General features: G+C 50.4%; 25 protein-coding genes. 23 read left to right on the top strand and 2 right to left on the bottom strand.

The features are described from left to right. Window positions 1-58: 58 nt before the first annotated feature. From nagZ to PAEVO_RS03060, 12 genes are all read left to right on the top strand, one after another. Complete coding sequence (gene nagZ / locus PAEVO_RS03000) at window positions 59-1699, top strand: beta-N-acetylhexosaminidase (RefSeq protein ID WP_100539307.1); 1641 nt, start codon at window positions 59-61, stop codon at window positions 1697-1699. A gap of 155 nt (window positions 1700-1854) precedes the next feature. Then, window positions 1855-4587, top strand: coding sequence for a copper amine oxidase N-terminal domain-containing protein (locus PAEVO_RS03005; protein WP_100536216.1), 2733 nt, complete (start codon window positions 1855-1857; stop codon window positions 4585-4587). A 229-nt stretch (window positions 4588-4816) separates the two neighbouring features. Further along, on the top strand, window positions 4817-5287 hold the full coding sequence (locus PAEVO_RS03010) for a Fur family transcriptional regulator (RefSeq protein ID WP_100536217.1): 471 nt from the start codon (window positions 4817-4819) through the stop codon (window positions 5285-5287). Further along, a complete protein-coding gene (yidD, locus tag PAEVO_RS03015) occupies window positions 5284-5541 on the top strand; it encodes a membrane protein insertion efficiency factor YidD (RefSeq protein WP_076320856.1) in 258 nt (85 codons plus the stop codon). Before PAEVO_RS03010 ends, yidD begins: the two co-directional genes overlap by 4 nt. A gap of 473 nt (window positions 5542-6014) precedes the next feature. Beyond that, window positions 6015-8003 carry a methionine--tRNA ligase gene (gene metG / locus PAEVO_RS03020; protein WP_100536218.1) on the top strand — a complete coding sequence of 663 codons (1989 nt, stop codon included), beginning with the start codon at window positions 6015-6017 and terminating at the stop codon, window positions 8001-8003. A 583-nt stretch (window positions 8004-8586) separates the two neighbouring features. Beyond that, window positions 8587-9717: a metal ABC transporter solute-binding protein, Zn/Mn family gene (locus PAEVO_RS03030; protein WP_100536220.1), complete on the top strand. Its 1131-nt coding sequence runs from the start codon at window positions 8587-8589 to the stop codon at window positions 9715-9717. A 101-nt stretch (window positions 9718-9818) separates the two neighbouring features. Further along, the gene (locus tag PAEVO_RS03035; RefSeq protein ID WP_100536221.1) at window positions 9819-10568 is read left to right on the top strand and encodes a metal ABC transporter ATP-binding protein; all 750 of its coding nucleotides are present in this window, start codon (window positions 9819-9821) and stop codon (window positions 10566-10568) included. A gap of 45 nt (window positions 10569-10613) precedes the next feature. Beyond that, window positions 10614-11420, top strand: a complete 807-nt coding sequence (locus tag PAEVO_RS03040; RefSeq protein ID WP_100536222.1) for a metal ABC transporter permease — start codon at window positions 10614-10616, stop codon at window positions 11418-11420. A gap of 17 nt (window positions 11421-11437) precedes the next feature. After that, window positions 11438-12151 carry a cytochrome c biogenesis CcdA family protein gene (locus tag PAEVO_RS03045; RefSeq protein ID WP_100536223.1) on the top strand — a complete coding sequence of 238 codons (714 nt, stop codon included), beginning with the start codon at window positions 11438-11440 and terminating at the stop codon, window positions 12149-12151. Between the two features lie 151 nt (window positions 12152-12302). Continuing rightward, window positions 12303-12728: a transcriptional regulator MntR gene (gene mntR, locus PAEVO_RS03050; protein ID WP_009591262.1), complete on the top strand. Its 426-nt coding sequence runs from the start codon at window positions 12303-12305 to the stop codon at window positions 12726-12728. A 116-nt stretch (window positions 12729-12844) separates the two neighbouring features. Next, entirely contained in the window at window positions 12845-14401 is a 1557-nt protein-coding gene (locus PAEVO_RS03055; protein WP_100536224.1) for a family 10 glycosylhydrolase, read from the top strand. 78 nt (window positions 14402-14479) lie between these two features. Continuing rightward, window positions 14480-15403 (top strand): patatin-like phospholipase family protein, encoded by a 924-nt coding sequence (locus PAEVO_RS03060; RefSeq protein WP_100536225.1) that lies wholly within the window; start codon window positions 14480-14482, stop codon window positions 15401-15403. A gap of 47 nt (window positions 15404-15450) precedes the next feature. Here the strand turns inward: PAEVO_RS03060 and PAEVO_RS03065 are convergent, their stop codons facing one another. Together PAEVO_RS03065 and PAEVO_RS03070 are read right to left on the bottom strand one after the other, a co-directional pair. Next, window positions 15451-15783 carry a hypothetical protein gene (locus PAEVO_RS03065; protein WP_100536226.1) on the bottom strand — a complete coding sequence of 111 codons (333 nt, stop codon included), beginning with the start codon at window positions 15781-15783 and terminating at the stop codon, window positions 15451-15453. 6 nt (window positions 15784-15789) lie between these two features. After that, complete coding sequence (locus PAEVO_RS03070) at window positions 15790-16782, bottom strand: DUF1385 domain-containing protein (protein ID WP_100536227.1); 993 nt, start codon at window positions 16780-16782, stop codon at window positions 15790-15792. A gap of 163 nt (window positions 16783-16945) precedes the next feature. Between PAEVO_RS03070 and PAEVO_RS03075 the strand changes: the two genes are divergently transcribed. The 11 genes from PAEVO_RS03075 (at window position 16946) to spoIIIAE (ending at window position 25252) form a co-directional block, all read left to right on the top strand. Next, window positions 16946-17443, top strand: a complete 498-nt coding sequence (locus PAEVO_RS03075) for a YqhR family membrane protein (protein WP_100536228.1) — start codon at window positions 16946-16948, stop codon at window positions 17441-17443. 77 nt (window positions 17444-17520) lie between these two features. Continuing rightward, window positions 17521-17967 carry a type II 3-dehydroquinate dehydratase gene (gene aroQ, locus PAEVO_RS03080; RefSeq protein ID WP_098742943.1) on the top strand — a complete coding sequence of 149 codons (447 nt, stop codon included), beginning with the start codon at window positions 17521-17523 and terminating at the stop codon, window positions 17965-17967. Window positions 17968-18117: 150 nt separating this feature from the next. Continuing rightward, window positions 18118-19188, top strand: a complete 1071-nt coding sequence (locus PAEVO_RS03085) for a M24 family metallopeptidase (RefSeq protein WP_100536229.1) — start codon at window positions 18118-18120, stop codon at window positions 19186-19188. A 91-nt stretch (window positions 19189-19279) separates the two neighbouring features. Next, window positions 19280-19837 (top strand): elongation factor P, encoded by a 558-nt coding sequence (gene efp / locus PAEVO_RS03090; RefSeq protein ID WP_076320870.1) that lies wholly within the window; start codon window positions 19280-19282, stop codon window positions 19835-19837. Between the two features lie 238 nt (window positions 19838-20075). Beyond that, on the top strand, window positions 20076-21329 hold the full coding sequence (locus PAEVO_RS03095; RefSeq protein ID WP_100536230.1) for an aspartate kinase: 1254 nt from the start codon (window positions 20076-20078) through the stop codon (window positions 21327-21329). A 203-nt stretch (window positions 21330-21532) separates the two neighbouring features. Next, window positions 21533-21799 (top strand): YqhV family protein, encoded by a 267-nt coding sequence (locus PAEVO_RS03100; protein ID WP_071223843.1) that lies wholly within the window; start codon window positions 21533-21535, stop codon window positions 21797-21799. Window positions 21800-21898: 99 nt separating this feature from the next. Next, window positions 21899-22897, top strand: a complete 999-nt coding sequence (gene spoIIIAA, locus PAEVO_RS03105) for a stage III sporulation protein AA (protein ID WP_100536231.1) — start codon at window positions 21899-21901, stop codon at window positions 22895-22897. Next, the gene (gene spoIIIAB, locus PAEVO_RS03110) at window positions 22890-23408 is read left to right on the top strand and encodes a stage III sporulation protein SpoIIIAB (RefSeq protein ID WP_100536232.1); all 519 of its coding nucleotides are present in this window, start codon (window positions 22890-22892) and stop codon (window positions 23406-23408) included. Before spoIIIAA ends, spoIIIAB begins: the two co-directional genes overlap by 8 nt. Before the next feature lie 16 nt (window positions 23409-23424). Further along, window positions 23425-23628, top strand: coding sequence for a stage III sporulation protein AC (spoIIIAC, locus tag PAEVO_RS03115; protein ID WP_007129715.1), 204 nt, complete (start codon window positions 23425-23427; stop codon window positions 23626-23628). 10 nt (window positions 23629-23638) lie between these two features. Further along, the gene (spoIIIAD, locus tag PAEVO_RS03120; protein WP_071223846.1) at window positions 23639-24028 is read left to right on the top strand and encodes a stage III sporulation protein AD; all 390 of its coding nucleotides are present in this window, start codon (window positions 23639-23641) and stop codon (window positions 24026-24028) included. A 15-nt stretch (window positions 24029-24043) separates the two neighbouring features. Further along, window positions 24044-25252, top strand: coding sequence for a stage III sporulation protein AE (spoIIIAE, locus tag PAEVO_RS03125; RefSeq protein ID WP_100536233.1), 1209 nt, complete (start codon window positions 24044-24046; stop codon window positions 25250-25252). Window positions 25253-25254 lie beyond the last annotated feature (2 nt).

The following is a 25254-nucleotide window of genomic DNA, read 5'->3' on the forward strand; positions in this document are numbered from 1 at the left end:
GTCAATCCCGCCTGGCTTGCAAAGTCCTCTAAATTGATGGAAGGTAGGTATGGAATCAATGAAATGGACGGCAGCAGATTTATCGTTAGAACAAAAGGTAGGACAAATGTTTATATGCGGCTTCAACGCACTGACGCCGAATGAGCATGCCAAAATCCTGATCGAACAATATCAGGTCGGGGGCATCTGCTATTTTCGCCGGAACGTGAAAACGCTGCCTCAGCTTGCCGAGCTGTCGGAGTCCTTGCAGCAGCTCGCATCGGACAGCCAAAAGTTCCCGCTTCTGATCTCGATTGATCAAGAGGGTGGTATGGTCGCACGAATTGATCATGAAGGCATCAGCCGCATTCCGGGGAATATGGCGCTTGGAGCAGCGGGCAGCGCGGAGGATTCGTACAGGGTAGCGCAAATCGGGGCGCGCGAATTGCGTTCACTCGGTGTAAACATGAATTTCGCTCCTTGCCTCGATGTGAACAACAATCCTCGTAATCCGGTCATCGGCGTGCGTTCCTTCGGCGAAGATCCCCAAGCTGTTGCCGCTCTTGGGACTGCGGCGATTAAGGGATACCAGGAAGAAGGCGTATCCGCTACGGCTAAGCACTTTCCGGGGCATGGCGACACTAGCGTCGATTCTCATCTCGGGCGGGCTTCTGTACCGCATGATTTGGAACGGCTCCGCAGCGTGGAATTGTATCCGTTCGCGCAAGCGATCCAGGGCGGCGTGGATGCCATCATGACGGCTCACGTCAGTTTCCCGGCGATAGAGCCGAGTGATCTGCCTGCTACGCTCTCTCATGCCGTGTTAACGGGCTTGCTGAGGGAAGAGATGGGGTTTGAAGGACTGATCGTAACGGACTGCCTTGAGATGCATGCAATCTCCAAAGAGTACGGAATTCCGGAGGGCGCGATACGCGCGATCGAAGCGGGTGCGGACTGCGTACTGGTCAGCCATAATCTATCCGAGCAGACGGCGGCGATTACGGCCGTCATTGAGGCTGTCCGCAGCGGAAGACTTTCAGAGGATCTGATCGATACAGCTGTAGAGCGGATATTGGCGCTTAAGCAGCGTAATGCGAAGCTCGCAGAGGAGCTTCCGGTCTACCCGATTGGCGAGGTTTCGGAAGAGACCAAACAATGGCTGGCTCAAATCGCAGGCAGAGGCATCACGCTGGTGAAAGACGAAGGGCAGCTGCCTCTTAAGCCGGAGCAGGCCGTCGCGGTGATCTGGCCTGAACTGCTTCAGGCAACCCAGGTGGATGAAGCATGGAGCAAGAGCTACACCTTAGGGGATGCCTTTAGAAGTTACGGGGTTCAGGCAGACGATCTGCGTGTCGGAACGGATATGTCCGATGAAGAGGTAGAGCAAGCCGTTAAGGCAGCTGAAGGATATAAACAGATTGTAGTCGCTACGTACACCTCGGAGAGCCGTCTTCCTGCTGGCCAGCAGAAGCTGGTGAACAAGCTGGCTGAACTTGAGGATGTGGCACTTGTTATCGTCGCTACCCGTAATCCCTATGATATCAATGATCTTCCGCCGGTTCCGACGTATGTTTGCAGCTACGAGAACACACCTTATTATATGAATGCAGCCGCGGGCGTCTTGATCGGACAGGTTAAGCCTGAGGGTAAGCTCCCGGTAGGGATCAGCGAGACTTATCCGCTAGGCTGGAGATGTAATGAGGACTATGTCAATAATTAAATAAAGGTTGCTGGAACCGGAGTCTTCCTACCTAGGAATGCTCCGGTTTTCCTATTTTCCAGCCATTTCTGAGCAACTTTTCGGGAAAGTCCGCGTCTAATAGTATGTCCAATAGAGGCAGACAGACTATACTGAGAGTTTTAAAGGAGTAGAGAATGAATTTCAAGAGAATCTCGATGATTACAGTCCTTGCCGCGGCCCAGGTATCCATGGCATTTCCCGCGGCAGCTGAATCACCGGATATTACAGCTCCGGCGCTAAATAGCCAGTCAGCGCTGCAGTCCCCGGTGGAAGGACAAAGCCAGCAGAGTGGAGAACAACAGACGGACTTGCAGCAAGCGGAGGAAACATCGGCAACGCCAAAGGAAACACCTTCTGATTCAGTCGAAGGCACGATTAGCGATCCGAATGCCGAACCTTCTGCACCAAATGAACAGCAGGAGGACACGCAAAACGATCCTTCCGATAATGAAGTATCTGAGAACGAAGAAGGAAGTCCGGCCGAAGGCAAGCCCGAAGTCGGCATTACCAATGCAGCCGCTAATGAACTGGTGCTGTTGATGAACAGCAATGTGATGTACCATAACGGCAAGCAGTACAAAGCGGGACAGCCGATGGCCGTGAAGCAAGGGGTATCCTATGTCGCCATTCGCGCCATGGTTGAGCGCGCAGGACTTAAGCTGTCTTACGATAATAAGACGAAGGAAACCATTATCATTAAGGATGGCAATGAGCTACGATTCACGACAGGAAGCAGCCATTATAAAGTCAACGGACAGGTGCGTCCGATGAAAGGCCCTGCCTACCAAAGCAACAACGTGTTTATGGTTCCGCTGACCGCGATCACTCAAGCGCTTGATATTCCATACACGGTGAACCAACCGGAGAAGAAAGTGATTCTCGATCTGTCCGGAATGGGCAGCGGCAGCAATAGCGGCGAACAGCCGGGGGGCAGCAGCGGCGGCGGATCCGGCAGCGAGGTTCCGAACATACCGAACCTCGGTCCGAATGACCTGATCCTGATGATGAACAGCAACAAGATGTATCAGAACGGAAAAGCGTATACCGCCGGACAGCCTATGGCAGTCAAGAATGGCGTATCCTATGTCGCGATTCGATCCCTCGTCGACCGTGTTGGCCTGAAGCTGACCTATGACGGCAAGACAAAGGAAACGATTATTATCCGAGGTAACGATGAGCTGCGCTTTAAGACGAACAGCAGCGTGTACACCGTAAACGGGGTCAGAAAATCGATGAAGGGACCGGCATACCAGTCCAACAATACGTTCATGGTGCCGCTGACCAGCATCACGCAGGCGCTGGACATCACCTATCGGGTGGACCAGCCGAACAAACGGGTTATTCTTACCCTGAGCGCAAAGCCGGTAGCTTCCTTCACGGTGCAGCCTAGTGAGATCCTTGCCGGACAAACAAGGGTTACGTATAAGACGAATGCCTATTCGCCGACGGGCCTGGCTATCGTTGACGAGCATTGGGAAGGCCGGGAAGAGATTTTTGACGAACCCGGCGTGCATACGGTTTCCTACTCGGTACAGGATTCCAGCGGGGAGTGGAGCGACCCGTATATATTGAGCATCCAAGTATCCGCACCGAATACGCCGCCTGTGGCCATGTTTGAAACGGATAAACAGGAATATAAGATCGGTGAGAAAATAACGTACATGAATATGAGTTATGACAACGATCCTGGCGATGAGCTTTCGTATAAGTGGGAAAACAATGATCAGGCCTTTTTTACGGCAGGACCGCATAAAGTGCTGTTGATTGTTACCGATAAACATGGAGCGACCAGCTCATACGAGAAGATTATTAACGTAACGAGCGAAGTATTGTATACGCGTGATCAATTCAATCAATTGTTTACGGGCATCGGCGACAAATACACCTTTGACGGATCCGCAGTGCCGACATGGAATCTGATGCCGATTACAAGAAGCTCCGAACCTTATCTGTTGATCCGCAGCAACTCACCGGAAACCGTCTATCAAGAGGGTATCGTCTACCGCGAGGTCGGCAATGCCAGCACGCGGTTTATGATTCACCACTTGAACGCAACCGGGAAGAACATGAAGATGTACGTCGTCGCCACCAATATCAACACCATGACGGCGCGTCTGACAACCGAGTATACGGGAATAGGCGGTCCGATTAATATTCCGACTGCCACGGGAAAAGCGGCTGTTCAGCGCTACCTCGAGTCCATGCAATCAGCTGATTCATTCAAGACGATTTCGCTCGCCCCTGGGGAAAGCCGGGTCATTCTGCAAGACTTGAGCGCGCAAACCATGAAGAATCAGCAGGTGCTCTCCATGTTTGCTGATCTCTATTCGGATTCGCCGATCCGGTATGATGTCATCATGATTGATGAAGCCAAGGATCCGATTCAAAAGCTTCCTTACCTGAAGCTTCATCCGAGCGATGGCGTTCATAACCGGGGAACGTACCCGGACTCGACACGGATCATTGAATCCTATGATCTGGTTGGCAACACGCCTACCCGTCTTGCGCTTGGTGACAAGACAAACGATCCGAATCTGGAAGGATATGATGGCATTAACGGTTCATATCAATCCAATGCCGGGAACTTCGGCGTCCTGTACAAAATCAAGCTGCACCGCGTAGCGCCCAATACGCTGATCACGCTGAATCCGCGCGGAGGCAAATACATGGGGGCAATGATGGTGAACGGAAATATCATTCAGACGCCGAATACAAGCGGAGGCGCTGTATCTGCACCGAATGAAGCTGCCGTTCTCTATCGGACGGGGAATTACGAGCAGACCGTGGAAATTCTGTTTACGGCGGCACCGGGAAGCAGTTTGCCAATCAACATTCTGTTCCAGCCGCTTCCGCAAGTGAAGAACTAATCCATTATTTATTCGTAATAGAGGGACAGCCTACAGCCAGCACATGGTTAGGGCTGTCCTTTTTGTTGGCACTCTCCAAGGGATCACGTCAAATGCCGATCGTTTCGCGTTCCAGCGGCGCAGTATCTTGGAGGCGTTTAGCCTATACACAACCGCTTTCATTGACGCTGTCTTATTTTTCAGGCATTATAAGAAGAGAGTATCTTCAAGTAGAGGAGGTTACCTCCGTATGCTTACGACGGAACAGATCATCGACGCCATGTCGGAACATGGGCTGCGCATTACCGATCAGCGCAAGACGCTTGCCAAATTGTTTGGGGAACATCCTGGATATTTGACGGCCAAGGATGTGTACGAATATATGGGCCAGAAGTACAGCGGTTTAAGCTTTGATACGGTGTACCGGAATCTTCGGGTATTGTACGAGTTAGGCGTATTGGAGCAGGTTGTGTTCGAGGAAGGCATCAAGTTTCGAGGACGCTGCAGCGAAGAACATCACCATCATCACATGATCTGCCTGCAGTGCCAGAAGACGTACCCGATTACGTTCTGCCCGATGCAGCTGACCGATGCACCGGATGATTTCCAGGTGGTTCAGCATAAATTCGAAGTGTTCGGTTACTGCAGGGATTGCGGCAAGGACAATACCGATAAGGAAACGTCTCCAGCCAGTGGTGGTAAGAGGGATAGCCGGGCATGAGCACGGCACGCAGAGTGGTGAAGGTGCCGATCCACTTCTATCGGAAATTCATTTCTCCGTTGAAACCGGCGACCTGCCGATTCTATCCAACCTGCTCGGCCTATGCTCTCGAAGCAATTGAGGTGCACGGCGCGCTCAAGGGCTCCTGGCTGGCAGCAAAGCGAATAGCGAGATGCCATCCGTTTCATCCTGGCGGCATTGACATGGTTCCGCCGCGCAAGGATAAGGTATCGTCTTCATTGACAGAGAAATAGCGTTTTTGGGGCATCCTACTCGATATGGGACGGAATGCAGCTGTCTTTAGACATATCAGTCCTTCGGATCGCGCTTAACCTTGACACGCCGCAGCCGGTTTGATTAAAATGTAAGAAATTATAGGTATATCCGAGGAAGAGATAAGTACGAAAAGCTTGCCTTGAACAGAGAGCCGGAGCAGCTGGAAACCGGTCTTGGCGAATTTCGGAAAATGGTCTTGGAGGATCCGCTTTTGAGCGCTGCAGTCCGGGTAATCAGGCTGCCGTAAAGAAGCGGCGTGAGCCAGCGTTAATGGACTGCCGGATGACGGCAGACGAGCCTGTTACCCGTAAGGGGACAGGGAATTTGGGTGGTAACACGTGAGAACAACTCTCGTCCCATAGGGACGGGGGTTTTTTGCTGTCTACTGCTGTTTTTCATCAAAAGAAATAGCCTGACACGACAATTCATTTCACGGTAAAGGAAGGTTACTATGGCAGACAAAAAGACGTTTTATATTACAACGCCAATCTATTATCCAAGCGACAAGCTGCATATCGGCCATGCTTATACTACGGTGGCCGGCGACGCCATGGCCCGCTACAAGCGGCTTCGTGGATACGATGTCCGTTATTTGACGGGGACCGACGAGCACGGACAGAAGATTGAACGCAAAGCGGCGGAGGCTGGAAAAACCCCGCAGCAGTTCGTTGACGACATCGTGGCAGGCATCAAGGACCTGTGGAAAAAGCTGGACATATCCAACGAGGATTTCATTCGCACTACGGAGCAGCGGCACACCACCGTGGTGCAGGAGGTATTTGAACGTCTGCTGAAGCAGGATGACATCTACAAGGGTGAATACGAAGGCTGGTACTGCACGCCTTGTGAGTCATTCTTCCTGGAGCGTCAGCTTGTCAACGGCAACTGTCCGGACTGTGGACGACCCGTAGAGCTGGTGAAGGAAGAGAGCTACTTCTTCCGCATGAGCAAATATGTGGACCGCCTGCTTCAGTATTACGAGGAGAATCCGGATTTCATTCAGCCGGTATCCCGCAAGAATGAGATGATCAACAACTTCATTAAACCGGGTCTTGAGGATCTGGCTGTGTCCCGTACGACCTATGAGTGGGGCGTGAAGGTAAAGAGCGATCCGAAGCACGTGATTTATGTGTGGATTGACGCACTACTGAACTATATAACGGCACTCGGATACGGTACAGAGGACACCAGCCTGTATGACAAATACTGGCCGGCCGACGTACACCTGATGAGTAAGGAGATCGTGCGTTTCCATACGATCTATTGGCCGATCATTCTGATGGCGCTCGATGTTCCGCTTCCGAAAAAGGTGTTTGCTCACGGCTGGCTGCTGATGAAGGACGGGAAAATGTCCAAGTCCAAGGGGAATGTAGTCGATCCGGTTACGATGATAGACCGGTATGGTCTTGATGCGCTTCGTTATTACCTGCTGCGCGAAGTTCCATTCGGGGCGGACGGTACTTTTACGCCAGAAAGCTTCGTGGAGCGGGTGAACTCCGACCTGGCCAATGATTTGGGCAACCTGTTGAACCGTACCGTGGCCATGGTCGATAAATATTTTGACGGAGAAGTTCCGGCTTTCTCCGCAGGCGTAACGCCGTTTGATGCAGCAATCGAGGAAGCGGCTAAGTCGGTTTATGAGAAAGTCGAAACCGCTATGGAGAATATGGAATTTTCGGTTGCGCTGACGGCCATCAGCCAGTTTGTCAGCCGCAGCAACAAATATATCGATGAGACCCAGCCATGGACGCTGGCCAAAGACGAGGGCAAACGAAATGAACTGGCATCCGTCATGAGTCATTTGGTGGAGACGCTCCGCGTGGCATCGATCCTGCTGCAGCCGTTCCTGACCCGTACGCCGAAGAAAATGTGGGATCAGCTGGGCTTGGCAGAAGGCGAATGGACAACTTGGGAAAGCGGACGCCAGTTCGGAGCCATACCGGCTGGGACGAAGCTTCAAAAAGGCGAGCCGATATTCCCTCGCCTGGATACAGAGCTGGAAGTGGCATACATCGCAGAGGCGATGACAGGCGGTACGAAGGCCGCCCAGGAAGAGCCTTCGACCTCGGCAGTAGCTTCGCCCACCGATAGCTCGGAGGAGCCTGTGGAGCTTAAAGAGGAAATCGGGATTGAAGATTTTGCCAAGGTAGAACTGCGCGTAGCGCAGGTGATTGCTGCCGAGCCGGTCAAGAAAGCGGACAAACTCCTCAAGCTGCAGCTCGATCTCGGATTTGAGCAGCGGCAAGTGGTATCCGGCATTGCGAAGTTCTACACGCCGGAGGAATTGGTCGGACGCAAAGTGATTTGCGTAACGAACCTGAAACCGGTGAAGCTTAGAGGCGAAATGTCGCAAGGCATGATTCTGGCCGCCTCCCACGGTGACCAGCTGACGCTTGCAACGGTACCGGAGGGCATGCCTAACGGCGCAGTTGTTAAATAAAACGCTCTCGCATTGAATGAAGTCGCGATAGACGGTGTACCCTATTAAAGGGTACGCCGTTATTTTTTCCTTTAAGAGGTTGTTCAAAAAGTCCGCTTTTGATAAGGAAAACCTCTATCGAGGCCACTTCAAGGATGAGCGACCGCGATGGATAGGTAGGTTTTCTTGCGATATCGAATTTCATCAGTTCCACTGATAACTCATAAATTCTATATCTAACACGAAGCGAATCAGGAAGTAGTTCGGCATCGAATCTTGAATTCAGCCGGGCCTAAGTAGAAGCTTCCGAAGTATGTTTCCTGCGGAAACATTTCAGGTGCTCACGTACCCAAACGTACGCTCCGCTCCTGACGTCCCTAGCTTCATCCAACTGAGCGTTTTGAAAAAACGCACATCGGAAGATAAGCTTCGGTGCTGAAAATCGACCTTTTTGAACACGCACTTTAATACGGGGTATATAACATCTCTATTGAAAATTAATAGTAATTTTTACGATTTGGTTGACAATTGGGTTTACCTGCTCTTATAATCTTGTTAGTAAAGATTACGATTAATTGAACGGAGCGGATATGGGGAGATGAACATGAACAAGAGAAAGAGAGAGAACAAACTTAACGGTTGGACCTGGAGTGTAACCTCTATATTGTTGGCGGTACTCATCCTGTCGGGGTGCGGAAGTAAATCCGGCGGCAGCATTGTAGAAGGCAAGGTAAACGTCATTACGACCTTCTATCCAATATATGAATTTACGAAGGAAATTGGCGGGGATGACGCCAATGTCGTAAATCTTCTGCCAACGGGCGTGGAGCCGCATGATTGGACACCACGCAGTCAGGATATCGTGAATACTTCCAAGGCCCAGCTGTTTCTTTATAACGGTGCCGGGCTGGAAGGCTGGGTACCCGGATTTTTGAAGGGACTTGATAAAGACACGCAAGTCAAGCCGATTGAAGTCAGTCACGGCATCCAGCTGATTGATGCCGTGGGAGACGATGGTCATGGACACGGGGCAGCAGCTCATGAAGAAGAGCACGATCACAGCCATGAGGAAGGCACCGAAGCAGAGCACGATCACAGCCACGAGGATGGCACCGAAGCAGAGCACGACCATAGCCACGAGGAAGGCACGGAAGAAGACCATGCGGGCCATGAACACGAAGAAGAGTCCGCTGGGACTAGCACCGACACACATCATACGGATCCGCATACATGGGTAAGCCCGAAATCGGCACTGGTCATGGCAGAGAATATCAAGAACAGCCTGGTCGAGGTGGATCCCGAGCATAAGGACGGCTACGAACAGCGCTTTGAAGCCCTGAAAGAGAAGCTGGTTAAACTGGATAACGATTTCACAAGCGAGTTGTCCAAAATGCCGAAAAAAGACATTGTCGTTTCCCACCAGGCGTTTGGCTATCTTTGCCGGGATTATGGCTTGACGCAGCATGCGATTATGGGACTTTCGCCGGACGCGGAGCCCAGAGCGCAGGATATGGTGAACCTCACGAAGACGGTGAAAGAGAAGGAAGTCCAGTATATTTTCTTTGAAGAGCTCGTATCGGATAAACTTGCCAAAACGCTGGCGAATGAAGCGGGCGTAGAAACCTTGGTGTTGAATCCGGTGGAGGGACTGACTAAAGAGCAGGCGAGCGCCGGTGAGAATTATTTCACACTGATGGAGAAAAATTTGCAAAATCTAACGAAGGCTTTACAATAAGGAAGATGGGGGAGCATATCCCCCTCTTCTTTCGTGTTATGGATGTTTATTTATTTTCATATTATAGATAGAAAGATTACAAAGAGAAAGGCGGCCTGATTATGGAGCCGGCAGCACAGGATTGCCACCAACCTATTGTACAAATCAAGGATGTATCCTTTCATTACCGCGAGCAACAGGTGATCAAGGATCTCAATTTCACCATAAAAGAGCGGGACTTTGTAGGTATTGTCGGGTCTAATGGGGCTGGCAAAACCACTTTGCTCCGCATGATCGTTGGATTGCTGCCTGCCGCGGAAGGGTCTATCGAACTCTTCGGTCAGCCGATCCGCAAGTTTCAGGACTGGGAACGCATCGGATACGTTCCGCAGAAAAATTCATTTAATCCGCTGTTCCCGGCCACTGTGCGTGAAGTTGTCATGTCCGGACTATATAATCGGAAGAAAATGTTTCGCCGTTTGAACCGCCTGGACCACCAGAAATGTGAGGACGCTTTGGAAGTGATGCGCATTCAGGATATTGCCGATAAGCGGATCGGTGCTCTGTCCGGGGGACAGCAGCAGCGCGTTTTTCTAGCTCGGGCGCTCATCAATCGTCCGGATCTGCTTATCCTGGACGAGCCTACGATCGGCATTGATGCCGAGACCCAGGCCGGATTCTTTGAATTGATTACCCATATGCATGCCCATCATCACATGACGTTTCTGATGGTCACCCATGATTTGGACATGGTCAAAGACTACCTGGGAGAATCGCCGGTATCGCAGAACGGAAAAATTCAGTTTTTTGTAAGACATTCTCATGACATCGAAAACTGCGCGGAAGTGGATCTGCAGCATTCGCTCGTATAATTTATAGAAACAAGCTTTTTGAAGCAGGAGAAGGGGACGTTATCATTGCTTGATATTTTGTTTAGCGATTTTTTTCAGCGGGCGCTGATCGGAGGGGTTCTGATCGGTATCACGGCCCCGCTTATCGGGATATTCCTTGTGCTGCGCAGGCTGTCCATGATCGGAGATACGTTGTCGCACGTCACGATTGCGGGTGTGGCGCTCGGGTTTCTGATCGAAGTCTATCCGCTTGCCGCAGGACTTGTGTTTGCGGTGCTGGCCTCGTTTGCGATTGAGAAGCTGCGAAAGGCATATAAAAGTTATGCCGAGCTGTCCATCGCCATTATTATGTCTGGCGGCGTTGCGCTTGCTTCGCTGTTTTTCACCCTGGGAATGGGCTATAATACGGATGTTATGAGTTATTTGTTCGGCAGCATCTACACGCTGGATTCCACGGATATTTATATGGTGGGCGGTGTAACCGTCGTTGTGATTGCGGTCGTGGTGATGTTCTTCAAGGAGTTCTTCCTGCTCAGCTTCGAGGAGGATGCGGCCAGCGTGAGCGGCCTGCCTGTCAAAATGATGAACATGATCATTACGGTACTGACGGCGCTTGTCGTAAGCACCGCCATCAAAATTGTGGGTGCGCTTCTGGTGTCCGCATTGCTGGTAATTCCGGTAGCGATCAGTTTATTGCTGGCGAGAAGCTTCCGAAGCTCTATCGTCTTATCGGTGATCATCTCCGAAATTGCCGTTATCGGGGGACTGATGCTTGCGGGCGTATTTAATTTGGCACCGGGCGCGACCATCGTGCTGCTGCTGATCAGCCTGCTTATCATTACGCTTGTCGGCAAAAAGGGCTTTACGACATAAGGGGGTTCTGAAATAAAATGGCTGATATTAATATCGGCATCGCGTTTGCTGCCGGTTTTGCTTCTTTTATATCTCCATGCTGTTTACCGCTGTACCCGTCCTACTTATCTATTATTACAGGCATGTCGGTCAATGACCTGAAGAACGAACAGAACCGCAAGGAGGTCCGATTCCGGACCATGACGCACACACTCGCGTTCATCCTTGGGTTTTCTGCCGTTTATTATACCCTCGGTTGGGGGGCGGGCCTATTCGGGGAGTTCTTCACGGAATATCAGGACCTGATTCGTCAGCTGTCTGCACTGCTTATCATCGTGATGGGACTTATGCTCATTGGCATTTTCCAGCCTAAGTTTCTCATGAAGGACCGGAAATTCAATTTTAAATCCAAACCGACCGGATACATAGGAACATTTCTGTTTGGCATCGGCTTCGCCGCAGGCTGGTCGCCTTGCGTAGGACCGATTTTGACGGCTATTATCGCACTGGCAGCTTCCGATCCGGGAACGTGGTTCCCGCTGATTACCTCCTATTCGCTGGGGTTTGCGGTGCCGTTCTTCATCCTGGCCTTTTTCATCGGCTCCACCCGCTGGATTCTCAAGTATTCAAGCACATTGATGAAGGTCGGCGGCGTTTTGATGATTCTGATGGGGCTTCTGCTCTTCACAGATCAAATGTACAAAATTACGATTTGGCTGCAAGGCATTACGCCGGAATGGCTTAAATTCTAATGGCAGGGGTAAGGCTGGTTCAATTCATAGGTCAATATGGCATAGGATTGGACCAGGACTTGCCAACCGGTCTCAAAAACATGTATCATTACTAGTGCAGGTAAAACAGGTTTTTGCACGGGTTATGTAATTATAGAAAAGAGGGAATAAGATGCCGACACCTAGCATGGAGGATTATTTGGAGCGCATCTACAAGTTGATCGACGAAAAAGGATATGCGCGCGTTTCGGATATTGCCGAAGGCTTGGAGGTTCACCCCTCATCCGTCACGAAGATGATTCAAAAGCTGGACAAAGACGAATATTTGATCTATGAAAAATATCGTGGTTTGGTTTTGACCAGCAAAGGCAAAAAAATGGGCAAACGGCTCATGGAACGTCATCATTTGCTTGAGGAATTCCTTGAGATGATAGGTGTACAGGATGAAAATATTTACAGGGATGTTGAAGGAATCGAGCATCATTTAAGCTGGGATTCCATTACGAGAATTGAGACGCTTGTGGAGTATTTCAAGCGCGATGAGAATCGACTTCAGGATTTGCGTGACGTTCATAATGAATTAGTCAACGAATCGTAATGTGGCATCTGTCCGCTTGTGACAGATGCTTTTTTAAACTGAACCGTCATATTTCTAGTGTTATCATAATAAGTTAGATTACCTGCAAATTTCATATTTTCGGAGGATTAATAGAAATGAAGCTTCGTAGATGGTTGTTGGTACTGATCCTGTTACTATTGTGTCTCCCGTCGGTGGTCCCAACTGCGCAAGCGAAGGCAGCTCGCATTAGTATTCAGTTGGACGGTGTAACCTTAAACAGTGACGTATCCCCTTACATATTGCCCAAGGTCCATGTAACCATGGTGCCTACGCGAATTATCAGTGAAGGCCTGGGCGCTTCGGTCGCTTGGAATCAGAAGTCAAAGACGGTAACGATCGGGATGGACGGTTCGAGTCTGCAATTGACTTCCGGCAGCAAAACCGCGCTTGTGAACGGTTCATCCGTAGCTCTGGATGCATCGGTTGAACTTAAGAACGGCCGGGTTATGGTTCCGCTGCGGTTTATCAGCGAGAATCTGGGCGTGCAAGTCGAATGGAACCAAGCGGCACAGCGTATCTCGCTGACCACAGGCACGGACGTCGTTCCACCGCCGGTATCGACGGGGGATGAGGTCAGAGGGGCCTGGATATCCACGGTGTTTAATCTGGATTGGCCGAAAACAAAGACCAGCGCAGAACAGCAAAAGGCATCTTACATCGCCTTGCTGGATTCACTCCAGGACGTTGGCATCAATACCGTGTACGTGCAGGTACGTCCGGCTGGCGATGCCTTGTATCCTTCATCTATAGTGCCATGGTCAAAGGTGCTGACAGGCATTCAAGGAGCGGATCCGGGGTATGATCCGGTAGCTTTCATGGTAGAGGAAACGCATAAACGGAATATGGAGTTTCACGCATGGTTCAATCCTTTCCGGGCAAACACCGATATTTTGACAGCATCGCTCGATCCGTCCCATGTTGCGCTCAGCCACCCCGATTGGATCGTGAACACGGGTAAGCAACTGTACATCAATCCAGGGATCCCGGAAGCTCGGCAGCATATCATCGACACCATAATGGAGGTCGTGAACGGATACGATATTGACGGTATTCACCTGGATGATTACTTTTACCCATCCAATACGGTCTTCAACGATGATGCGGCATACCGCCAATACAATCAAGGTGCGTATTCCAACCTTGCGGACTGGCGCCGTGGAAATATCAATGCATTTGTACAATCGCTCGGAGAGAGCATACACCGTGTGAAACCTAGTGTTGAATACGGAATCAGTCCTTTCGGCGTATGGCGAAACCAATCCGTGGATAAGACGGGATCGGATACAAAAGCGGGTGTGACGGCTTATGACAGCATGTATGCCGATGTGAGGGCCTGGATTCAGAATGGCTGGATCGATTACGTAGCTCCGCAAATCTACTGGAGCATGAGTAACCCTGCCGCCGATTATGATAAGCTGGTTGACTGGTGGGTCAGTGAAGTACAAGGAACCGGCGTAGACCTTCTGATCGGTCATGCGCCCTACAAACTGGGAACCAGTGAGATCGGTTGGCAGAGCGCAGCGGAAATCATCAATCAACTGAAGTACAATCAGAATTATGCCGAGGTTAAAGGCAGCATCTTCTTTAGAGCAGAGAATATTTTAAGCAATCCGTTAGGCATTAAAGATCAATTGCAATCATATTATAGATAAATCGGCACGTCCTATAGGTATGAAACATCCCCCGCGCTCATACATAGTCATTAGACCATGTGAGGCGGGGGATTTTATATGCAAATCAATGCGGTATTTGAAGGCGGGGGAGTCAAAGGAATCTCGCTTGCCGGGGCTGTCAAGGCGGCGGAGAATGCCGGCATGGAATTCAGCCGCGTTGCCGGAACGTCCTCCGGATCCATCGTGGCATCCGTGCTGGCAGCAGGCTACAGAGCAGACGAGATCAAGCGCATTATCGAGGAGACGCCTTTTCATTCGTTTCTCCAGCGAGCACCGATCTTTAATACAAAGTTTATCGGTCCTGCCTTGCGGGTGTTGATTAAGAAGGGGCTGTACTCCGGAGAAGCCCTGGAGAACTGGATTCGGGAAATCCTGCTTGCCAAAGGGATCTTTACTTTCTCGGACATCCCGGCAGGCAAGCTATATATTGTGGCATCCGACATTACGAATGGAAGGCTGCTGGTGCTTCCGGATGACCTTCGCCAATATGGCATAAACCCTGCAACATTTCCCGTGGCCAAGGCTGTACGCATGAGCTGCAGCATCCCTTATTTTTTCGATCCTGTCATTCTTCGTTTATTGGGCAGGGCCGCTAAGGGGAAATCGTTCGGGGAACAGTTTGTTTACATCGTGGATGGTGGGCTGCTGAGCAACTTTCCGTTATGGCTATTTGATCGTGAGTCGAAGGGAGGACCCAAGCCGCTGCCGGTGCTTGGCTTTCAGATGGTCGGGAAAAATACGAACTTACCCCATCTGATCGAAGGCCCGTTCGGCATGTTAACCGCCATGTTTGAGACGATGCTTTCCGCTCACGATGAACGTTATATTGAACAGCAAAATCGCAATCGAACGATCAAAATTCCGACGCTGGGCATTGGCACCACTCATTTTAATCTGACGAAGGAAGAAAGTGAGAATTTGTATAATTCGGGATTAACGGCGGGTACGATGTTTTTCGCCCGCTGGCAATCCGAACATTAAAAAACCGTCCAGCCGGTATGAGTTTGCACGGTTGGACGGTTTTCTTGTTAATGATATTTAGGAACATCATCCGATGGGTCGGTTTTTCCTTTTTGCCCATCGATGACTTGAAACGGGTACTGTTTACGTTTTGCAGTTGGACTGCTTTTCCGTACGGTGCTGTTTTTTGCCGCCAGCTTTGCTGCCGTTCGCTTGGAAGGCTTCACTTTGGGCCGCTTGTTAAAGCGGCGGGGCGGGAACTTGTAGAGCACATACACGACAGCAACAATAATTAGAGGAATCACAATATTCATTCTTGATCCAGGGTCTAACAGGAATACCAGTAGCCCTATGGCGGCTAACGTAATCGCCGTCCAAAAAATGATCGCATGCCTTCTCATGGATTATCACCCTTTCGCGGGATCCAGCACACTTCCTGTCACAGATTGGTGAACTGTAACATTCTCGTATTGAGCATCTAACTCACGCATTCTGTTAAAGGATGCGATGGATACTTCAACTTGATCATCAGTAGGTTCCTTCGTCGTTAGAAGCTGCAGCCACAGACCGGGATACCCGAGGAAACGGAGTACCGGCATGTCTCGCATGGCATTGGTAAGTTTCAGGAACTCAAAGGAAACGCCAAGCACGACCGGAAGAAGCGCGATTCTTTGAATGACCCGTTGCGTCATGGTATCCCATGGCACTACCGAGTAGACGACAACGCCGAGAACGATGGTCAGCATCATGAAGCTGCTGCCGCAGCGATAATGCAGTCGTGTATATTTCTGAACGTTCTTCACCGTCAACTCTTCGCCAGCTTCAAATGCGCTGATGACTTTGTGTTCGGCACCGTGGTACTGGAACAGTCTTTTAATGACAGGTGTCTGGGAGATCGCCCATAAATATACGAGGAGCAGTATTAATTTAATTACGCCTTCAATCAGGTTATGCACAATATAGTGATCAAATGTATCGCCAAAAAAGAAATCCTCTACAAAAACAGGAACGAGTGTAAACAGCAGCTTGCCGAATACAAAAGAGAGCACGCTGACGGCGGCCACACCGATGATCATGCTTAAACTCCAGCCTGAGTCTTCTTTCTCCTTCTGTTTCTCACGTTCTTCCGGCTCCAGGGTATCGTCAGCATATGCATCCGCAGAGTAATTCAAATGTTTGGAACCTTTGATTGTGGAATCTATGAGACTGACGATGCCGCGAAGAAGCGGAATCTTTCGCAGCTTCCGAACCCATGTCTTGTCTTCGCGAGGCACCTCGAGAAACTTGATTTCGTTATTTTTACGCCGCACGGCCGTCACATTCACATGCTTTCCGCCGAACATAACGCCTTCGATCACAGCTTGGCCTCCATAGCTGATCGGGGTTGACTTATCGGACAACCAGTTCACCCTCCCTGACATGTTATTCGTTCTATGAACTATTGTATCGAATTTTGAAAGTAATTTCTAGTTGGATTAGGCGCAGGGGAACCGGAGCATACTACTTTGAGAGAAGAACGGAGCAACAGCAGTACTTCGATGACTTAGAGAGGAGAATGATGAGATGCACGAACATCGATTTCGACAGCAGAACCAGATTACTAATCCATTTTCGTTTGCCTTGGAGCTGGGCTATTATGCGGGTCTGATCTGGGGGGGCGTATTCTGGATATTTTACTGGCTAAAATTCACGAAGGTGCTGCCGGGCTTTTTGCTGGAGCCATTCTTCAAGCATGAGTTCCTCCAGACGGCAGCCGGCCAAATTGCCGGTTGGCTGTCCTTCATCGCGTTTTCCGTCATTGTTTCCCTCATTTACGTCGCCTTGTTCAGGAAGCTGAAGGGCCCATGGCCCGGGATTGCTTACGGAATCATATGGTGGGCGATGCTGTTCGTCGCGCTCAATCCATGGCTTCGGCTGACGGACCCGGTGAAGAAGCTGTCTTGGGATACAAACATCTCTGAGGTTTGTATTTTTATATTATGGGGACTATTTATCGGTTATACGATTGCGCAGGAATTCACGGACGAGAAACTGCGCGAACCGAAGAAGGTGACGGGCTAGGCAAGAAAAACTTCTCAACCCTATGCCGCCTATGGTAAAATAGCTTTTGGTTATTTGACGAAAAGGTGGGAAGCCCTATGAAATCCATATGGGTGATAAACGGACCGAACTTAAACCTGCTCGGCTTCCGTGAACCGGGCATTTATGGTTCACTCAGCCTGCAGGCGATCGAAGATAATTTGCGTAAACAGGCGGATCTCGCCGGTATCGGTATTACCTTCTATCAGTCTAATCATGAGGGTGCTATCATCGACCGTATTCATGAAGCTATTGGACAGGCGGACGGCATACTACTTAACCCGGGAGCATTGACCCACTACAGCTACGCTGTACGTGATGCGATCAGTTCTGCCAGAATTCCGACAGTGGAAGTTCATCTATCGAACATTCATGCCAGGGAGGAATTTCGTCATACCTCCGTCATCGCACCTGTTGCTGTCGGACAAATCGCGGGTTTTGGCGCAGCGAGTTACACACTGGGCTTGTCGGCCCTTTTGCAAGTCCTGAACGACCAAGAAGGATAGCTACTTTGATCAGATATTAGAAAGCTTATAACCGAAAGGCTGCTTTTTGCTATCAAAAGAATTACAGCTAACCTTAACTGGCCCCTTAGAAATGCGTCGAAGATGTTTTTCTTGTGCCGGCTTGGGAAATGGGTGAGAGGAGAGGTTAGAATGAGTAACAAACGAGTGGTTAAACTGCGCGAGAAACTTCAGGCCAAAGGCTTAACGGCTATGCTGGTTGCAAGCCCGATCAACCGCAGATATTTGACAGGCTTTACCGGGTCTGCCGGCTATGTGCTGATCACACGGGATAATGCCTATCTGTTGACGGATTTCCGCTATATGACTCAAGCACCGCAGCAAGCCGTCGGCTTCCAAGTGGTTGAGCATGGACCGAAGGTGATGGAGACGGTCAAGGATTTGCTATCTTCCGAGGGAATTACATCGCTTGGATTTGAACAGGACCACGTTACATACGGCGTATTTTCCACCTATTCGGAACAGCTCGCGCCAATGAGCCTGGTGCCGGTTTCAGGTCTTGTAGAGGATCTGCGTATATTCAAGGATGCGGAAGAATTGAGCATTATGCAGCGGGCTGCCGATTTGGCCGATCAAACGTTCAGCCAGGTGCTGACGATTCTGGCTGCCGGCAAAACGGAGCGGGAAATCGACCTGGAGATGGAAATGTTCATGCGCAAGCATGGCGCAACCTCGTCCTCCTTTGACACGATTGTCGCTTCCGGCGAGCGCTCGGCTCTTCCGCACGGCGTTGCCAGCGAGCGTGTCATTCAAGGGAACGAATTCGTTACGTTTGATTTCGGTGCGCTGCTTGACGGATACTGCTCCGATCTCACGAGAACCGTTGCGCTGGGAAGTCCTGATCCTAAACTGAAGGAGATCTATGATATCGTGCTCGAGGCGCAGCTTCATGCACTGGATCATATTAAACCCGGCATGACAGGACGCGAGGCAGACGCCTTAACTCGTGATATAATTACCCGTTATGGATACGGGGAATATTTTGGTCACAGCACGGGGCATGGATTGGGTATGGAGGTTCACGAATCTCCGAGACTGTCCAAACTGAGTGATGATGTGCTGCAGCCGGGTATGGTTGTAACGGTGGAGCCGGGCATTTACTTGCCTGGGCTTGGCGGTGTCCGTATTGAAGATGATATCGTCATCACGGAATCGGGTATTCATATACTAACAAGCTCGTCCAAAGACTACACTGTGCTTTAAGAGGCTGATCAACAAGGCAGCTTTTTGAACTTGTGCTTTAGGAAGATGATGTACTATATTAATTAGACCGCATCCTTAGGAGGGAATCTTAGTGATTTCAGTTAACGATTTTAAAACAGGCTTGACCGTAGAAGTAGATGGCGATATATTCACCGTTTTGGATTTTCAGCACGTAAAGCCCGGTAAAGGCGCAGCTTTCGTACGTTCCAAATTGAAAAACCTTCGCAATGGCAACACTGTTGAGAAGACGTTCCGTGCAGGTGAAACGATTGGCCGCGCGATCATTGACAATCGTGGTGTGCAGTATCTTTACGCCAGCGGTCAAGAGCATGTATTCATGGATAACGAAACTTACGATCAGTTCAGCTTGACCAGCGAGCAGTTGGAATGGGAGCTGAACTTCCTGAGAGAGAACATGAATGTAAATATCATCAGCTACCAAGGGGAAATCCTTGGGATCAACCTGCCTAACAGCGTTGAGCTGAAAGTTGTTGAAACCGAGCCAGGAATCAAAGGCAACACGGCAACGGGCGCAACGAAGAGTGCGAAAGTGGAGACCGGCCTGAATGTACAAGTACCGCTGTTCATTAATGAAGACGATGTGCTTCTGATCGATACGCGAGAAGGTAAATACATCTCCCGTGCATAGTAGGCTTTAACGGGACCCTTCAACGATTGATGGGGTGCCAATATCTTCTAAACAACGAGACTCCTGTACGTATGTACGGGAGTTTTTTTGCGATGGGCCAAAGCCGGGGCGATGATCCCGAGTTCTTTTTGCCTTGAAGCCCTTGACGGAATGACTCACTTTCGTATTATACTGTTTTAAAGTGAGAAACCACCTGAATGCTGTTACATACTGATATTAGTGGGGAGTGAAAGAAGCATTGTCACTGTACGTCATGAAATTCGGAGGCAGCTCTGTAGGGGATACAGAACGTATGAAACGCGTTGCCAGAAGAATTGTAGAGAAACAAGATGAAGGTCATCAATGTGTAGTCGTGGTGTCTGCTATGGGGGATACGACAGACGATCTAATTGACCAGGCGAAGCTCCTGAACGAGAATCCACCGGCACGGGAAATGGATATGCTGATGACCACGGGAGAGCAGATATCCATGTCGCTGCTATCCATGGCCATTCATGGTCTCGGACGCAAGGCAATGTCTCTTACCGGCTGGCAGGCGGGGTTCCGTACGGAAGCGGTCCATGGTAAAGCCCGCATTACGGATATTAGGCCAGAACGCGTGCATAAAGCGCTTGACGAAGGGAATGTCGTCATTGTAGCGGGATTCCAGGGAATGTCCGAAGACGGAGAGATTACGACGCTTGGACGCGGGGGATCTGATACCACTGCGGTTGCTCTTGCGGCTGCCATTCAAGCGGATGTATGTGAAATATATACGGATGTGGACGGGATTTACTCCACAGATCCGCGGGTTGTCAAATGCGCGCGGAAGTTGAAGGAGATTTCCTATGACGAGATGCTGGAGTTAGCCAATCTGGGTGCAGCTGTTCTTCACCCGCGCGCGGTTGAGTATGCGAAGCATAATCAAGTCAAGCTTGTCGTCAGATCCAGCTTTAATCATAATGAGGGTACGGTTGTTAAGGAGGAAACAAGCATGGAGCAAGGTGTGGTTGTCAGCGGTATTGCATTTGACAAGAATGTGGCGAGAATCAGTATTCTGGGCGTTTCCGATACGCCAGGCGTTTTGGCCCAAGTGTTCGGAGAGCTTGCGAAAGAAGCGATTGATGTTGATATTATCGTACAGAGCGGTGTCCAGAACGGCGAAGCAGACTTTTCCTTTACCGTTTCCTTGGCCGACCGGGAGCGTGCGTTGTCGGTTATTGAACAGATCCGCGGCCAAATTCCGTATCGTGACGTTACCTCGGAAGACCATCTTGTGAAGGTATCGATTGTTGGCGCTGGAATGGTCAGCCACCCGGGTGTGGCGGCACAAATGTTTGATGTGATCTCCCGGCAGGGGGTCAGCATCAAAATGGTCAGCACGTCCGAGATCAAAGTATCCTGCGTCATTGAAGGAACCAATCTGGAAGGTGTGGTACAAGCGCTTCATACCGCATACGGACTGGATACGGATCAGCAGGCTTCCGTTGGCGGGCCGCAGGTTCGTCGATAACCTGCCCTGTATGTAATCATTTTCTGCAATCATATCGATATTAAATAGAGTTAATCCCGGTCTATATCGACCGGGATTTTTTGCGTTGTCCGAAAGATTCAACGTTCGCTTCTATGAAATTAAAAAAATAGAGATAAAACGAGAGTGCCTCGCATATTTTTAAACATCACACATGTAAACAAGGAAGAAGGAGGATATATAGCATGCTGGACAAGTTTGTCGCTAGTATGGCCACGCTTCGGTTTTTCTCCGGCAGTCTCGAGATTGTGGCGGCCATCATCATGCTGCGCCTGAATCAAGTCGATAAAGCGCTGGCTGTGAATTCCGCCCTGGCTTTCATGGGCCCGCTGATCTTGATTCTGACAACAACGATCGGGCTTGTGGGTATGGCGGATAAATTGTCGTGGGGGAAGATCGGCTGGATTTTGTGCGGCGTTTCCTGTCTCTTATACGGCGTTCTAAAAAAATGATAGATTCGCTGCATATTTTTCAGGTACAAGCATACACATGGGATATGAAGTTCTCTTATTAGAAAGATGATCAAAAAGGACAACCTGGGGGAAATTGATATGACATTGAATTGGTTAGACCTGTTTCCCGAGACCGTAAAACGAATGCTGCTGAACCTGTCGAATGAGCTTCTCGATCATGTGGAGGAGGTACGTATCCGGGAGGAACGTCCGCTGGAGATTAATTCGGCGGGCAAGCATCATTTTCTGGACCGGCGAGGCGGGCTTACATTGCGGCCTGATGAAGCGTATAAGCCGACGCGTGAAGATACCCATAGGTTGCTGGATCTAATCAGTAACCATTCCCTCTACACCATGGAAGAGGAACTGCGAAAAGGGTTTATCACGATACCTGGGGGCCATCGGGTCGGGCTCACCGGCCGGACGATCCTCAGCGGTGGTAAGGTTGAACACATTCGGGATATTAGCGGATTTAATGTTCGGATTGCCAAGGAAGTTCAGGGAGCGGCGGATGACATCCTCCCGCACTTACTCGACCGGAAACGGAAAAGGGTGATGCACTCGCTGATCTTATCCCCGCCTCAGCAAGGCAAGACAACGCTGCTCAGGGATCTGGCAAGGCAGATCAGTTACGGCAAGTGGGGGAATTCGGCCGTGCATTGGCCGGGAATGAAGGTAGGCATCATCGACGAACGTTCTGAAATCGCCGGTTGTTTGCGCGGAGTGCCTGGATTCGATGTAGGTCCGCGTACGGATGTGCTGGATGGTTGTCCGAAAGCTGAAGGGATGATGATGATGCTCCGTTCGATGTCCCCGGATGTGTTGATTGTGGACGAGATCGGTCGGCCAGAGGATGCGGAAGCCGTCATTGAAGCCTTGCATGCGGGAATCAGCGTGATTGCAACGGCACATGGCTCGTCCATACAAGATATGCGCGGGCGGCCGGCACTCGCCGGTCTTCTGGAGAACCGGATGTTTGAGATGTATGCCGTTCTTAACAGAACGGGCGACCACAGATCATACAAGCTGTATGACGGAGGTCAGCGAACGCTTCAGACGGCTTCCGTCGGTCCGCCGGGCGGTGATGCCTATGCTTAAACTGGTCGGGGCTGTGCTCGTGCTGGGAGCTGGAACTTTAGCCGGATTTTTTCAGGCCCAGCAATTCGCAGCAAGACCCAGGCAGCTGCGAGAACTTATTCTCGCGCTTCAACGGCTGGAAACGGAGATCAGCTACGGTTTGACGCCGTTACCCGATGCGCTGGAGCGAATTGGCGATTCCCTTCGTGAACCGCTCAGATCATTATTTGCCTCAGCCGCGCTTTACATGAGACCCGACTACGGGTTATCCGCACAGGACAGCATCCGCAAGGCACTGGGCGAGTACTGGAAACGAACATCGATGAAAAATGCCGAGCGTGAGGTGTTGGAGCAGCTAAGCGGCGTTCTTGGCACCAGTGACAGGCAGGACCAGATCAAACATATCGCTCTGGCCGTAGGACAGCTCAAGCATGAAGAAGCAGCGGCAAGGGATGACCAGGTCAAATATGAAAAGATGAGCAAAAGTCTGGGACTGCTCATTGGAGCATTGATCGTCATTTTGATCTTTTAGCGAGGTGCCAAGGGAAATGAACATTGAAGTGAACGCCATCTTCCAGATTGCCGGTATTGGGATCATCATTGCCATGATTCATACCGTCCTGAAACAGATGGGGAAAGAGGATATGGCACATTGGGTAACCCTTATCGGGTTTGTGGTTGTGCTGTTTATGGTCGTCAGACTGCTTGACGATTTGCTCAAGGAAATCAAAAGTATTTTTCTATTCCAGTAGGTGGACTTTTATGGAAATTATCCAGGTGGTAGGACTGGGCATCATCGCTACCGTGCTGATCTTGGTTGTCAAGGAACAGAAGCCGCTTTTTGCCTTTCTTCTCGCTGTGGCGACCTCGCTTCTCATCTTCCTGTTCCTGATCGGGAAGATTGGAAATGTCTTATCCATGCTGGAAGATTTGGCGGAGAACTCCGGTGTCCAGATCATTTATCTGAAGACCGTTCTGAAAATAATCGGAATTGCCTATATTGCGGAGATGGGAGCCCAGATCGTACGAGATGCCGGACAGGAATCGATTGCATCCAAAATAGAACTGGCGGGAAAAGTGCTCATATTGGTGCTCGCTGTACCGATTATCGGGATCATCATTGAGACGGTCCTGAAGCTCCTCCCGGCTTGAAAAAGGTGGGGGGACATGGTTACAGGAGCAATACTTCGAAAGGGCTTGGCCGTGTTTCGTCTACTGATCCTGATGTTGTTTATGTCCGGATGGTTCTACGGAACGATAAGCGCGGCTGCCGCGGCAAATCCGGCCGATGAGTGGGTAGAGCAGCAGACGCAGCAGCTGCCGACAGACCAGGTCGAGAAATACTGGGACCGGCTCATGAAGGATTACGGCGGATTCTTCCCGGATGGAAAGACGCCGTCCCTGATGGATATGCTGCTGCCGGGCGGTGACGGTCTTAGCTTCAAAGGGGTTATGTCCGGTATCGGAAAATATTTGTGGCACGAGGTTCTCTATAACGGCAAGCTGCTGGCAACCATTGTGATGCTGAGCATTATGAGTCTGATCCTTGAGAATCTGCAGACGGCTTTTGAAAAAAGCACCGTGAGTCGGGTTGCCTATACCATCTGTTACATGGTTGTCCTGGTCATTGCCGTTAATAGCTTCAGCATCGCAATTGGATATGCCCGGGATGCCATTACCCAAATGATTGATTTCATGATGGCGATGCTTCCCTTACTCTTTGCACTGATGGCTTCGATGGGAAATGTCGTGACCGTCTCGGTGGCTCATCCGCTGGTCATCTTCATGGTACATACGGTAGGCACGCTGATCAGCACGATTGTGTTTCCGCTTCTGTTCTTCTCGGCTCTGCTGCATCTGGTTAGTTCGCTATCCGAAAAGTACAAGCTGACTCAGCTTGGCAACCTGCTGCGAGGTGTCTCGATGGGTGTTCTGGGCGTGCTCCTTACCGTGTTCCTGGGTGTTATCTCGGTCCAAGGACTTACTAGCTCGGTTACGGACGGCGTAACGATCCGGGCAGCCAAATACGTAACCGGCAATTTCGTTCCGGTAGTCGGCAAGATGTTCGCAGATGCAACGGATACCGTGATCTCGGCCTCATTGCTCGTTAAGAATTCAATCGGGCTGGCGGGGGTCATCATTATTTTGTTCCTATGCGCATTCCCTGCGATCAAGATCTTGACGCTTGCCTTGATATATAACGTCGCGGCAGCCGTTATGCAGCCGCTCGGAGACACTCCGATCGGCACCTGCCTGCAGACGATTGGAAAGACGATGCTGTATGTTTTTGCAGCCTTAGCCGCAGTCAGTATGATGTTCTTCCTGGCCATAACGATTCTGCTCACGGCAGGCAACATTACCGTCATGATGAGGTGAGG

It is taken from the genome of Paenibacillus sp. GM2FR (genome assembly GCF_002803325.1).
GTDB classification, from domain to species: Bacteria; Bacillota; Bacilli; order Paenibacillales; family Paenibacillaceae; genus Paenibacillus_AQ; species Paenibacillus_AQ lautus.